This is a genomic window from Agrobacterium sp. D14 (assembly GCF_001526505.1).
In the GTDB taxonomy this organism is placed as follows: Bacteria; Pseudomonadota; Alphaproteobacteria; order Rhizobiales; family Rhizobiaceae; genus Agrobacterium; species Agrobacterium leguminum.
The window spans coordinates 162,109-173,589 of the sequence record NZ_ASXX01000012.1 but is presented as its reverse complement, the minus strand read 5'-3'; the positions used below and the strand labels follow the sequence as shown (position 1 = coordinate 173,589).

Here is an 11,481-nt window from a genome sequence, read left to right as displayed (position 1 = left end):
ATGATCGATCGTCGCTCAAATCTGATCTCCGCTCCAATCAATTCCATCTCACTCATATAGTTCTCGCGCATAATCATTCTCCAGCTATATCAGTAATTTCAACACAAAATCATATATTTACACGTCATCGTCCCGCAATCCGCAAATTGCAGGCCGTAAAAGCAAGATTCTGGCCACGGATTTTCATCCGCCCTCAATATACCTATACACTTCAACGCAGCATATATTTTATATGTTTCTGCGTATATATCTATATAAATATATGTTTACGGAATCCTCCCAGGTCGAAGGGGCTCTCCCCTCTCTATCTCGGCTTCCAAATCCGAATTCTTCTTCTGGTTGTATAAATATTGCTTCTTGCGCCGACGATTCATAATCTTCGCCACCCTTCGCCTCATCAGGGCTGTATCTGCACGAGCTGCAAGAACGTACATTTCATAGAGACCCATTTGAACACACCTTTCCTATCACGCGACGCAGTTGCGACCGTGTCTTGAGCTTCATCTCTTTTCCCATCAGCCTTTCAGCTCAATGGGCATTGCAACGGGGCACTGAAAATTGCCACCTGTAGAAATAAAGACACTTATCAGTGCCCCGCATCAGCGGATTATGCCTGTCAGAGTGTATCCTTCAGCCAAGCGTTTCGGAGAAATAGAAAGGCCCACCACAAACCAGATTCCATCTCTCCTCCGGTCACGGCCAGAGGACATTACCTGTCAGACCCCGAAATATGAGAGCGACGTCTTTCTCTCACAATCGGCGCTGGCTCAGCGCAAAACCGGAATGTCTCCCGGTTCATAACGGAACAAGAGCAATATAAATCAGGCAAACAGGGCGGGGATGAACGGGGAAGCAAAAATCCTTCCCCAAAGCTAAAGAAGCTAAGGAGAAAAGTGTTAAATCATTGAAAAAATATATCTTTTCAAGTCGAAACATGCAGGCGGCAACCACGGCAGCCAGTCAAAGTAACTTTTTTACTTTGGATTCACCGACAAGCTAGCATGACTATGTCCCCTTTCGGCCCAAACCGGTCATTAGGGATGCTCTCGTCCAACGGCGGTTTTGTGCCTTCATCTTAGACGTTCCCCCATCTGCTAGAAGAGGCTAAAACCGGACGTAGAAACCAAACAGGTGGGCCGGTCGCGGCTTACGCAACGGTAAAGGTAATAAATCTTGGCTGCTTATGGGCGCAACAACTTCGAACTGAATTCTGCGATTGCAATCCGTGACATATATCGTTTGTTTCTAGTATTTAGCGGCGATGGGCAGCTTTTTGACCTTGCACCTGCACCGGACGATCCTCTTAGGTTGATGCGCAACGATCACTTCGCAGACGAGATTATCCATTTGCTGGTTGGCACCGCGGTCGCTAATCGCATTCATGCAGAACACATGAGCCATTTACGCGCTGATCCAGCAGAGCTGAGGCACCAGCCAATTACTTTGCGCTGTGGGTCTCTCCAACCGGACATCTTGAGCAGCAACCGGGCGGTGCCGCTTACCTTCGAGCAAGCCTGCAACAAAATCATCCACGCCGTCCACATTGTCCCAGATTGCGGCAACCCCGCCGAAAATCCATTGAGCAGTGAAGTCAAGCTGCGAGGTCATCTGGGAAAATCAGCTTGGTCTGCGTACCTAAATATTCCGCAATACGTCCGCGCATCGATACTGAATTTCCGCGACCATACGTGATCTATAAGAAAAACTATCAGCGGCAAAACGTGGTCCCATGTTGGTCGCAGAGCCTGCGATCGCATTTTCCGAAAGCAGACATCGCTCCGGCGACTGCGTCAAGTCGCCCTCGCGCCTACATCTCGGCCGTCCGAGAGTTTTTCGCTGGTACTCGATAGTGTACACAGTGCTGACTTAGCTTTTTCTCGCCGATACTAAGCGCATGCTTCGATGGAGTCTGTGCAACTTCGCGCTGAAATTCGGAGTGAAGTTATTGCAGCTCGCATAGCGTTGGCCTTAAAATTGGTCAACGCAAACTCACTCCAAAAAGCGAGACCTATTGGCCAAATCCACATTCCAGAAATTACTCGATAAGGCGGGTCAGTACATCGACGACGGATTTGACCGGAGCGATCCGCAACTCACTGACCGGGCGTTCGCGGCTCTCGACAAGCTCGCCGCACGCAAGATTATCCGCGATGAAGACGCGGTCCTCTTGCATTACTTTCGAGCCAACGCATTCAACAATCGGCAGCACGAAGCCGGACTGGAGCGTTCGTGGCAATGGGAAAATGAGCACCTCCAGAGCGGACTGCTCGAATTGCGCAAGGCTGCTAGGCATAAGGGGTTTAAAAAACTCGGCCAGATCCGGCGCTGCCAAATTTTGACTAATCTCGGTAGCAAGCTCAATTCCGTCGGTCGCCCTGTTGAAGCCCTGCACTATTGGGACAAAGCGCTCGCGATTGAGCGACGCTTTTCCATGGCGCTCTTCAACAAAGGTTTGGGACTCCAGAGCTATGCAGACTCAGTCAGCGATCCGGGACACTCCCAACTCATCGCAGCGCAAGCTCACGATAACTTTGTGGCAGGAACAGCTCCTGATGCTGTGCACGAAAGTTCGGAGAACGCGGAGCTTGTTCCTCGTTTTGCTGAGCGAGCGAAATATATTTTAGAGTGGCTTAATGTGGCATCCGCCAATGAGAATTTGACGGAGGAACACAGTCTAGGCCGCTCAAGGGCAGAGATGATCTACCGTCGTTGGTGCTTGGAGAAGCGGCTGTTTCTCAATCCCATGAATGACCTTGGCACATATTCGATTGCCGCAACAGACAGCTTGGTTCTACCATCGATCAGCTTTCCCATCGCCAAGGGGGGAGCGCTGCCACCGGCTGTCTTCGGGCTTTTCAATCAGCTTAAGCAGGAATTCACTACGGCAAGGTTATTCCTTTTTGAGGCTATGACAGCCAATACAGCGCACTTCGCCGACAAGGGCGTGAAGCTAGCAAACACGCTCGACTATCCGAGCTATGGGGTAAACGTCGAGAAGGCGCGACAGGCCTTTCGAATGACGTATGCCTTGTTCGATAAGATTGCTTTCTTCTTAAACCACTACCTCGAACTTGGCATTTCCGAGAATAAGGTCTTCTTCCGCTCGATCTGGTATGAGGAGAAAGGAAATCCAAAACCGCTCCGTCCGTTTTTCCTGGATCGGGAGAATTGGCCGCTTCGGGGCTTATTCTGGCTGTCCAAAGACCTTTATGATCGTGAGTTTCAGGAAGCCACGGAACCGGACGCGGAAGCCTTGGCGCATCTGCGCAATTATCTCGAACACAAATACTGCCAGATTCATGAGCAATGGGGCGCGACCGTTCTTGATTTAGACGATGCAGAAACCGAACAGGTCGGACTTCACATCGGAAGGCACGATTTCGAGGCAAAGGCGCTGAGGCTAATGGGACTCGCACGCGCCGCGATAATCTACCTTTGCTTAGCTGTTCATCGAGAGGAAAGCCTCAGGAAGAATGGAAGCGAAAAAGCAATTTCGATGCCGATGATTTTCGACACATGGGATGATAAGTGGAAAGTATAGGCGCAGGCGAAGCGCGCCGCGCGAATAAAGGTTAACTCTCGTGTCGAAACTTGGACTTCTAACAGCAATAGGGCACAATATAGCCGACTCGGTCGGTTCCGGCGTAGGGCTAATGGTTGGCGTCTACTCGATGGATATCTACGGTGAGGCCGCTTCTACCGAAGAAGGCTACATTGAGGTAGACTTTCTCACCGGTAGTACATTGGGCGGAAGCGTCTCAGCTTCGCTCATGAAGGCTCTGAAGCTCTACAGCGAGGAGTTACCCCGCTTCTGCGAACGGAACGGGGTCGAGGTTGCCGAATTTCGTACGCTTAGTGTCCGCTTTTTGACAAAAAACCTTGAGCCGACTTGCATAGTCACTACAGAAGATCATCACGGGCGCTCCTCTATAGACGAATATCAAGGATTGCCTGCCCGCCGTGTGAAGAAACTGGACTATCTGGGACGGGTACGGCGAAAATAGTACACTGGAACTCGTCGCACCGGTTTTAAATCGCGACGTTCGCTATTGAGCCTCAACGCAGATCGCGGAAACGCGCCAGCTCACACCGTTTGGCCACGCCACGCGCTTTATCGAGTTTGGATAGTGCCTCTGGCGTCGAGCGCCGTAAGATCTTCTCTCAAGCGAACGGCCATATCCATCCGCTCATGCAGGATACTCATCACACCCAGGTCGCCGTTATCAAGCTTTCGGAAAAACAGGTAATGGTGCTCATACCGGCTAAAATAAGCCTCACGCTTGACGTCACCGGGAACGGCAAGTCTTTGGGGCAGACGCCGCCAAAGCAGATGGTTGTCGCAGAGGCGCTGCAAATGCGCATGCAGGCCACGTATATAGGTCTCAGCCTGCGCTTCACCCCAAGTATCCACGGTGTCGCGCCAGATTTTATCCTGTGCAGCATCGGCAGGCGCATAAAAGCGATAAGCTGCCATAACTAACGACGTTTGTTTCGGCCGATTACATCATCAGCAGAGACAGCTACAAACTCGCTGTCATCCGCGCGCATTGCAGGAGAAAGTTCCTTTTGCAAGGCATCCCATGCCTCGTCGCGGGTTTGCAGGTCACGCCGAATAAGCGCTCGAATATATTCGCTCGCATTCTCATAAAGACCGTCATCACCAATCTGCTGCTGGATATGGTCCTGCAATGCTCCGCTGACTTTGACGTGAATGCTTCCTGACGCCATGGCGTTTTCCTTTCGGTCTCCTCGATTATGAAAAGCGTAGCATATATTGTCAATATTCATCACAATGTCACGGCTGCTCCTGCTCCCTAGCCAATCATGAGCGCCACGGGAATTAAATCGCTATATCGTTTACTTTGCCAACGGGGCGAATATTTCTAGTATAACGAGAAAACACGAATGAGGATCAAGACTTGAAAGTCATCACAGGAAGCGGATTTGCCGCTGCTGCCCTGCTTTTTTCGGGCTCTACGGCCCTTGCCGCGCCGACATATCTCAGCTGTGAATTCGCAAGTTCGAAGGGAACTCCTCAGGTGTTCAATTTCGCTCTTGACGAAGCCGCCGGGACATTTGGAGTCTATGTCCCGGCTTCCGGAAGTCAGAGAATGGAGAAAGGCACCTTTGCCGGTGGTAAAGCGAGCCTGAATGAAGGCTCGGTGGCATGGGAGATCGACATCGCCAAGGGTTCAGTCATTCGTGATAAGCGCATGGTTGGCCAGAAGGATGGCGGGACCTGCAAGACGATCTCGCACGCGCAGAGCGGCTTTGAAAAGTAATTGCCGTTCTGGACAAGAGACCAGTATCAAGACCTCTGCACATGGAGCTGACGGCACGGCGCATCTATAGCGCCTTGGCGAAGCGTTCCAGTTTGCCCAGCGTTTGCTGCCCCAGCTCCACGGCGCCGAAACCCTTCGCTTGCTGGAACTCAGCTTCCGTGCTGAACACCATGCCCAGCACAACTTTCGTCGCGCCATCCTGATCTTCGAAAGAGGCCCAGGCGTCGGCATGTTTCGGCCCGTTTTCGCCCCACAGCAGCGTATAGGCGATCCTCTCTTCTGGCCGGACCTCGACATAACGATGATGGTTCGGGAAGACTGTGCCGTCAGGGCCGATCATGTCAAAGACCCATTCCCCGCCGGTGCGCAGATCAATCCTCTTCGTGCGGCAGGAGAACCCTTCAGGGCCCCACCATTGCGGCAGCGAATTTTCATTCATCCAGGCTTTCCAGACAATATTTCGCGGCACCTTTATCGTTCGCTCCAGCACCATGGTTCGCGCGGCCACGCTGGCCAGATTGTTGAGACCGGCGCTGAAACCTTGTTGATAGCCATCGCGCATATCCTCGGCCAGTGAGGAAAGCTGCACCGTTACGGTCAAGCGGCTACGCTCTTCCGTCGCCTGAAAATCGGCAGTCACCAGCGCTGCCGACTGGGTTACGCCGCCCGATGAGACCACCTCGTAATTCACGCTGCGGCGGGTTGGCTGTAGCTCCAGCCAGCCGCATTCACAGCGAATATCCGGCTGGCCCGCGACCTTGCAGAGCGACACTTCGCGACCGCCCAGCCTGCTGTCCGCCTCCAGGAATTCCACGGTGACCGAGGGCGAGGGAGAGGCCCACACCGCCCGGGCGGCGGGTGACAGCCAGACCTGCCAGAGAGCCGATAGCGGAACGGCAATCTCCCGTTCGAAGCTGAGCGTTGCAAAACGGTCTTGCGGCTGATGCGGTTCAGCGTGTGCGCTTTTTTGATCCGGTTTCGTTGTCATTCTGAATCCTCCTTCATAGCCTGCATTGCAAATGCCTCCAGCCGGTCAAGCCGGCTCTCCCACACGGCCCGTTGCTCATCGAGCCATGTGCTTACCGGCTCCAGCGCTTCCGGCACGATGGCGCAGGTGCGCACCCGCCCATCCTTGGACGTGACGATCAGCCCCGCCTCCTCCAGCACGGAAAGATGCCGCATGACCGTGGGCAGACGCAGCCCCGTGGGAGCGGACAGTTCCATGACCGGCGCCGGACCGCCGCCGAGGCGCGCCAGAATCGCCCGTCGCGTCGGATCGGCCAGAGCCTGGAAGATCAGTGAAAGGTCCCGATGATGCTTAGTCATGTTGCTAACTATCATGTTTCATCGCGATGGGGCAAGCATAAACTTAGCAGATCGACTAAGTTTTATCGGGCAAGGGATGCAGCGGGAAACGATCCATCAAAAGTTGCAGAAAATGATTGACTCTCGCATCCATGTGAGTGAGCTTCGCCAGGAAAATGACGGGGAACATAACAAATCATCATGTCGCCAGACCGCTTCAACGAATGCCTGCGGGTTATCCGCTGGACGCCAATCAATATTGCCTCTGCCCTGCAATGCGAGCTCTCATGGATCGAAGCGCTGGAAGCCGGCAATGAAGCCGTTCCCGATGGCCTCGCAACATGGCTGGAAACGCTGGCGCAAGCCCATGAAGCCCTGCCGCCACCTTCGACCTACCGGGGAAAACGGTCGTCGTTCTGACATGGGCAACAGTTGAAAACCTTCACAACGATCGGATCATACCAATGAAATCCCTCATCGCAGCCCTTGGCCTCATCGTCGTCTCAAGCCCTGCCTTCGCAGCTTCCTGCGAGAAGAACTTCACCGTTTCCGGCGTGCCGATGGTGACCGCCGTTTCTTACAAATCATGGCAGGAACTGCCGAAAGCCAAGGCGCCCGCGGTGCTTCAAAAGCTTGCACAGGCCGTCGCTGCTGAAGGTTTTTCAGGTATCCAGATCAACAAGGCGCTCTCGTCCATCGATGCCCATCAGGAAACCAGCGGCAGCGGCAGAATCCAGACGCTGCGGGTGGTGGCGCGGCAGAAAGGCAATGCTGTGCGGATCGATGCTGTTTTCAATATCCAGGCAGGACAGATCGCCGACAAGAACGTCATTCGCGAGGGCATCTGCAATATCATAAAGGGCGTGTAAGTCGAGCGCGTCTGGGGTATCGGTCTGCGTTACGATCTCGGTGCGCATCATGCGCTTGTGGGGCGCAGCGCGCCGGACTTTACGCTTTTCGTGCGGCCGGAGGGGATCGTGGCCTGGGTTGGCGAAGGTGTTTTCGGTGAGGCTGAACTCATCGGCGCAGCCTCATGTTGGCTCGAAGAGCCGTGATGTGGCGGCGACGCTTCCCTGACTGGGTCGCGACGCCATACATCGTTACTCGATCAGCAGCAGGTGAAACCGCCGTCGATGGGCAGCGAAACGCCGGTAATCATTGAGGCCGCGTCACTGAGCAGAAAGACGATGGGTGCGGCGATTTCCGCTTCGCTGGCCCATCGGCCGAGCGGCATCTGCTTCAGGAATGGCTCGGCCACATGCGGCTGGCTCCAGTGGCCGGACGAAATCGGCGTCATGACGACAGTTGGATTGACGCTGTTGACGCGGATATTGTAGCGGCCGAGCTCCAGTGCCGAGCAGCGGGTGATATTGTCGAGAGCGGCCTTGGAAGAGCCGTAGGAGATATGGCCCGGCAGCGCCACAAGGGCGGCCTGGCTGGACACGTTGACGATGGCGCCGCCCTTGCCGAGCCTCACCATGGACTGGCTGGCATATTTCGTCACCAGCAGCGCACCGCGCGCATTGATGGTGATGACCTTGTCGAAAATGGCGATATCCGTGTCCATCGGCGTGGCGATCTCGCCGCCGAAACCGCCGCAATTGACGACGCCCCACAGATCGAGCCCCTCCAGCGCCGCGCGGATTTCCTCGTCGCGGGCGAGATCGAACGCCACTGTGCGGCAACCGGTTTCCTTCGCGATGGCCTCGAGCGCCTCCTGCGAACGCCCTGCCGCGATGACATCGGCATTGGCGCGCACGAGATGGCGCACCGTTTCGCCGCCAATACCGCCGCTGCCGCCCGTTACAAGGATCGTTCTGCCCTGAAAATCCGTCATTTCCCGTCTTCCTCCCTCATGGCGCCGAACATTCCGCACCCTTCACAACGTTTCAATTGATACGCACCGCTTCAGTTTCCTGCGGGGTGTTCATATCCCGCGACACTCTCTGCCCGTTCGCATCGAACAGATGGCAGGCGACGGCGGGGAACGACACGGCAATCCGGTCGCCCGCGCGCGCCATGCGGCCAAGACTGTCTCTTATGGTGATGGTTTCCTCGCCCTCGCGGACATGGATGAAGGTATCGCTGCCGAGCAGTTCGACCATCGCCGCTTTCATCGAATAGGACTGTCCGCCCTGCCCTTCGCCGATTGCAATATGTTCGGGGCGGATGCCGAGGGTTACGGTGTCACCGGGCTCAAGCGGCCTCGAAACAGCAATATCGAGGGAGGGGCCGGCGGCGAGAGACACGGTGGCGATGCCTTCTGCGAGGGCGATGACGCGTGCTTTCAGAAGGTTCATGGCGGGCGAGCCGATGAAACCCGCGACGAAAAGATTGGCGGGACGCTTGTAGAGCGCAAGCGGCGAGCCGATCTGCTCGATGCGGCCGCCATTCATGACGACGATCTTGTCGGCCAGCGTCATCGCTTCCACCTGGTCGTGCGTGACATAGATCATCGTGCAGCCGAGTTCCGCCTTCAGCCGTGCGATCTCCACCCGCATGCCGACACGCAGTGCCGCATCGAGATTGGAAAGCGGTTCATCGAGCAGGAAAAGCTTCGGCTTGCGCGTCATCGCCCGGCCGATGGCGACACGCTGGCGCTGACCGCCGGACAGTTCGCGCGGCTTGCGTTTCAGATAGTTCGAAAGCTTGAGTTTGCCGGCCGCGCGGTCCACCCGCTCGCCGATTTCGGATGTGGGCGTCCGGGCGATTTCCAGCCCGAAGCCGATATTGCGGGCAACATTCATATGCGGATAAAGCGCATAGGACTGGAAAACCATGGCCACGCCGCGTTCCGGCGGCTCGGCATCGCTCATATCGGCGCCATCCACCAGCACGCGGCCCGAACTGATCGGCTCCAGCCCGGCGATGATGCGCAGCAGCGTCGATTTTCCGCAACCGGAAGGACCGACCAGCACGCAGAATTCGCCATCCTCTATGGTCAGCGACAATTCGGGAATGACCGTCAGGCTGCCGAAGGCCTTGGTGATTTTATCGATCGAAAGCGTCGCCATGGGTCTAGCCTTTCACCGCGCCGGCAGTCAGGCCACGCACGAAGGCGCGCTGCACCAGCACATAAAGAAGAATGAGAGGAAGCGCGATCAGCGTCAGCACCGCAAACAGCGCGCCGGGATTGGCCATATAGAGGCCGGAATATTGCATCGGCACGATGGTGAGCGTCTTCATCTCGCTTTTCGTCAGCACGATAGCGCCAGGAAAAACTCGTTCCAGGTGACGATGAACTGCCAGATAGTGACGAAAACCAGCGCCGGGCGCACCAGCGGCAGCGCCACATGCCAGTAGGTCTGCCAGGCGTTGCAACCATCCACCTTGGCCGCCTCGAACAGTTCACGCGGCGCGTCTTCCATGAAGGATTTCAGAATGACCATGGCGAAGGGCACGCCGAGGGCGGCATAGGGCAGTATGAGGCCGATATAGGTGTTCACCCAGCCAAAATTCTTCAGGAGAATGGCAAGCGGCAACACCATCGAGGCGAGCGGCACCATCAGCGTGGTCAGAAGCGTGGTGTAGAGAAACAGCGTGCCTTTGAGCCGAAGGATGGCGATGGAGAAGGCAAAAAGCGAGGATACGGCGACCACGATCACCACCGTCGCGACAGTGACGATCAGGCTGTTCAGAAAGATGCCACCGAGCGGATTGTCGCGGATGACGGTGATGAAATTGTCGAAGGTCACCGGCCATGTGAAGAGCGCCGCGTCGAAAGCCTGGGCCGGCGTTCTCAGACCCACGGACAGCATATAGACCTGCGGGACCATCCAGATGCCGAGCACGATGAACAGCACCGCATGAATGAGAATGCCGCGTGCGCGGTTGCGGACAAAAGCCGTCATGACCGATCCTTTCCGGCGGGCGTCAGCCGTGCGCCGAGTGCTGCGATCTGCAGCAGCGAGAGGCCAAGCGCCACAACAAGAACGATCACGGAAAGCGCCGCACCGCTGCCGGTATCGCCCAGCACAAAGCTCTGCTTGAAGATGAAGGTGCCGAAAACCTCGCTTGCCCGGTTCGGGCCGCCGCCGGTCATCAGATGCACGATGGGAAAGGTCTGAAGCGTGCCGATGACACCGAGAAGCAGCAACGATTTCGTGGCGGGCGCCAGCATGGGAACCACGACATGGGCGGCGAGTTTCAAACCCTTCGCGCCATCGATGCGCGCCGCATCCAGCACTTCAGACGGCATGTTGGCGATGCCGGCGATATACATCAGCATGGAAAACCCGGTCCATTGCCAGATGTTGACGACAATGAGGGCATAGATCGCCGTTTTGGGATCGCCGATCGGCGAGGTCGACATGACGATACCGGCATATTTCAGATATTCCTGCGCTATGCCGTAATAGGGCGCGTAAATCTGCACCCAGACAAGGCTGACCACCGAAACGGAGGTGACGACGGGCAGGAAGAACATGGTGCGAAAGAAACCGCGCAGCCGGTCCGTGTGCCGTTCAATGAACCAGGCGAGCACCCCGCCCACCAGCATCTGAACCGGAATGGTGATGACACCCCAGAGCGCCATGTTGCGCACGACAATCCAGAAGGTGGGGTCACCAAGAACCGTGGCGTAGTTCGAAAACCCCGCAAAGCTGGGTGCCTCGCCGGAAGCCGCATAGAAGCTCTGTCCCGTCACCCAAAGGATTGGATAGGCAATGAAAACGACAAACAGCAGAACGGCAGGAAGGGCGAAGACATAAAGCATGGACGTCCTCGAAACTCTGCTGCGTTCAATGATAACAGGCGTAGTACCGGCCCTTAAAACTTCTGCACGCATGGGTTCTCACCGATTGATAATCACACCGCCATCAAACGAAACGGCGTCGAAAGGTGTTGAAGCGCACCAGGGAGGTCTTGTCGTGGTCGATGCGCTTCAACCCGCCGG

The 11,481-nt window shown here is 55.9% G+C and carries 15 protein-coding genes and 1 pseudogene; 7 read left to right on the top strand and 9 right to left on the bottom strand.

Going from position 1 to position 11,481, the window contains the following annotated elements; all coding sequences use genetic code 11:
• Positions 1-1,173: 1,173 nt before the first annotated feature.
• From L901_RS27025 to L901_RS10930, 3 genes are all read left to right on the top strand, one after another.
• Positions 1,174-1,692, top strand: coding sequence for a hypothetical protein (locus L901_RS27025; RefSeq protein WP_147401500.1), 519 nt, complete (start codon positions 1,174-1,176; stop codon positions 1,690-1,692).
• 319 nt (positions 1,693-2,011) lie between these two features.
• Positions 2,012-3,541, top strand: a complete 1,530-nt coding sequence (locus L901_RS10935) for an LA2681 family HEPN domain-containing protein (RefSeq protein ID WP_059756520.1) — start codon at positions 2,012-2,014, stop codon at positions 3,539-3,541.
• A gap of 130 nt (positions 3,542-3,671) precedes the next feature.
• On the top strand, positions 3,672-4,004 hold the full coding sequence (locus L901_RS10930; RefSeq protein WP_147401498.1) for a hypothetical protein: 333 nt from the start codon (positions 3,672-3,674) through the stop codon (positions 4,002-4,004).
• Positions 4,005-4,111: 107 nt separating this feature from the next.
• Here L901_RS10930 and L901_RS26240 read toward each other — a convergent pair whose 3' ends face one another.
• A complete protein-coding gene (locus L901_RS26240; protein ID WP_082710587.1) occupies positions 4,112-4,474 on the bottom strand; it encodes a type II toxin-antitoxin system RelE/ParE family toxin in 363 nt (120 codons plus the stop codon).
• Between the two features lie 2 nt (positions 4,475-4,476).
• On the bottom strand, positions 4,477-4,728 hold the full coding sequence (locus L901_RS10920) for a hypothetical protein (RefSeq protein ID WP_059756511.1): 252 nt from the start codon (positions 4,726-4,728) through the stop codon (positions 4,477-4,479).
• A gap of 191 nt (positions 4,729-4,919) precedes the next feature.
• On the opposite strand from L901_RS10920, the gene L901_RS27020 reads away from it, so the two are divergent.
• The gene (locus L901_RS27020; protein ID WP_147401496.1) at positions 4,920-5,282 is read left to right on the top strand and encodes a hypothetical protein; all 363 of its coding nucleotides are present in this window, start codon (positions 4,920-4,922) and stop codon (positions 5,280-5,282) included.
• Between the two features lie 64 nt (positions 5,283-5,346).
• On the opposite strand, the gene L901_RS10915 is transcribed toward L901_RS27020, so the two are convergent.
• Positions 5,347-6,270: an SRPBCC family protein gene (locus L901_RS10915; protein ID WP_059756508.1), complete on the bottom strand. Its 924-nt coding sequence runs from the start codon at positions 6,268-6,270 to the stop codon at positions 5,347-5,349.
• Complete coding sequence (locus L901_RS10910; RefSeq protein ID WP_059756505.1) at positions 6,267-6,608, bottom strand: helix-turn-helix transcriptional regulator; 342 nt, start codon at positions 6,606-6,608, stop codon at positions 6,267-6,269. The genes L901_RS10915 and L901_RS10910 overlap by 4 nt, the downstream gene beginning before the upstream one ends.
• Positions 6,609-6,788: 180 nt before the next feature.
• On the opposite strand from L901_RS10910, the gene L901_RS10905 reads away from it, so the two are divergent.
• The 3 genes and pseudogenes from L901_RS10905 to L901_RS27695 all read left to right on the top strand — a co-directional run.
• A complete protein-coding gene (locus tag L901_RS10905; protein WP_003521599.1) occupies positions 6,789-7,007 on the top strand; it encodes a hypothetical protein in 219 nt (72 codons plus the stop codon).
• A gap of 44 nt (positions 7,008-7,051) precedes the next feature.
• On the top strand, positions 7,052-7,456 hold the full coding sequence (locus L901_RS10900) for a hypothetical protein (RefSeq protein WP_059756503.1): 405 nt from the start codon (positions 7,052-7,054) through the stop codon (positions 7,454-7,456).
• Between the two features lie 3 nt (positions 7,457-7,459).
• Positions 7,460-7,642 (top strand): annotated as a pseudogene (locus tag L901_RS27695) (hypothetical protein); the annotation flags it as partial.
• Between the two features lie 53 nt (positions 7,643-7,695).
• Here the strand turns inward: L901_RS27695 and L901_RS10895 are convergent.
• Genes L901_RS10895 through L901_RS10880 form a run of 5 tightly spaced genes read right to left on the bottom strand, consistent with a single transcriptional unit; the run spans position 7,696 to position 11,301 of the window.
• Positions 7,696-8,424 carry an SDR family oxidoreductase gene (locus L901_RS10895; protein WP_059756500.1) on the bottom strand — a complete coding sequence of 243 codons (729 nt, stop codon included), beginning with the start codon at positions 8,422-8,424 and terminating at the stop codon, positions 7,696-7,698.
• 52 nt (positions 8,425-8,476) lie between these two features.
• Positions 8,477-9,601 (bottom strand): ABC transporter ATP-binding protein, encoded by a 1,125-nt coding sequence (locus tag L901_RS10890; RefSeq protein ID WP_059756497.1) that lies wholly within the window; start codon positions 9,599-9,601, stop codon positions 8,477-8,479.
• Positions 9,602-9,605: 4 nt separating this feature from the next.
• Entirely contained in the window at positions 9,606-9,773 is a 168-nt protein-coding gene (locus tag L901_RS27690; protein WP_245289641.1) for a hypothetical protein, read from the bottom strand.
• 11 nt (positions 9,774-9,784) lie between these two features.
• Positions 9,785-10,438, bottom strand: a complete 654-nt coding sequence (locus tag L901_RS10885) for a carbohydrate ABC transporter permease (RefSeq protein ID WP_245289640.1) — start codon at positions 10,436-10,438, stop codon at positions 9,785-9,787.
• Positions 10,435-11,301 (bottom strand): carbohydrate ABC transporter permease, encoded by an 867-nt coding sequence (locus tag L901_RS10880; protein WP_059756494.1) that lies wholly within the window; start codon positions 11,299-11,301, stop codon positions 10,435-10,437. The genes L901_RS10885 and L901_RS10880 overlap by 4 nt, the downstream gene beginning before the upstream one ends.
• Between the last annotated feature and the right edge of the window lie 180 nt (positions 11,302-11,481).

Coding starts and splice junctions, on each gene's coding strand:
- L901_RS10930 (WP_147401498.1), top strand. CDS start 3,672: ATGGATATCTACGGTGAGGCCGCTTCTACCGAAGAAGGCTACATTGAG.
- L901_RS26240 (WP_082710587.1), bottom strand. CDS start 4,474: ATGGCAGCTTATCGCTTTTATGCGCCTGCCGATGCTGCACAGGATAAA.
- L901_RS10920 (WP_059756511.1), bottom strand. CDS start 4,728: ATGGCGTCAGGAAGCATTCACGTCAAAGTCAGCGGAGCATTGCAGGAC.
- L901_RS10915 (WP_059756508.1), bottom strand. CDS start 6,270: ATGACAACGAAACCGGATCAAAAAAGCGCACACGCTGAACCGCATCAG.
- L901_RS10910 (WP_059756505.1), bottom strand. CDS start 6,608: ATGACTAAGCATCATCGGGACCTTTCACTGATCTTCCAGGCTCTGGCC.
- L901_RS10905 (WP_003521599.1), top strand. CDS start 6,789: ATGTCGCCAGACCGCTTCAACGAATGCCTGCGGGTTATCCGCTGGACG.
- L901_RS10900 (WP_059756503.1), top strand. CDS start 7,052: ATGAAATCCCTCATCGCAGCCCTTGGCCTCATCGTCGTCTCAAGCCCT.
- L901_RS10895 (WP_059756500.1), bottom strand. CDS start 8,424: ATGACGGATTTTCAGGGCAGAACGATCCTTGTAACGGGCGGCAGCGGC.
- L901_RS10890 (WP_059756497.1), bottom strand. CDS start 9,601: ATGGCGACGCTTTCGATCGATAAAATCACCAAGGCCTTCGGCAGCCTG.
- L901_RS27690 (WP_245289641.1), bottom strand. CDS start 9,773: ATGAAGACGCTCACCATCGTGCCGATGCAATATTCCGGCCTCTATATG.
- L901_RS10885 (WP_245289640.1), bottom strand. CDS start 10,438: ATGACGGCTTTTGTCCGCAACCGCGCACGCGGCATTCTCATTCATGCG.
- L901_RS10880 (WP_059756494.1), bottom strand. CDS start 11,301: ATGCTTTATGTCTTCGCCCTTCCTGCCGTTCTGCTGTTTGTCGTTTTC.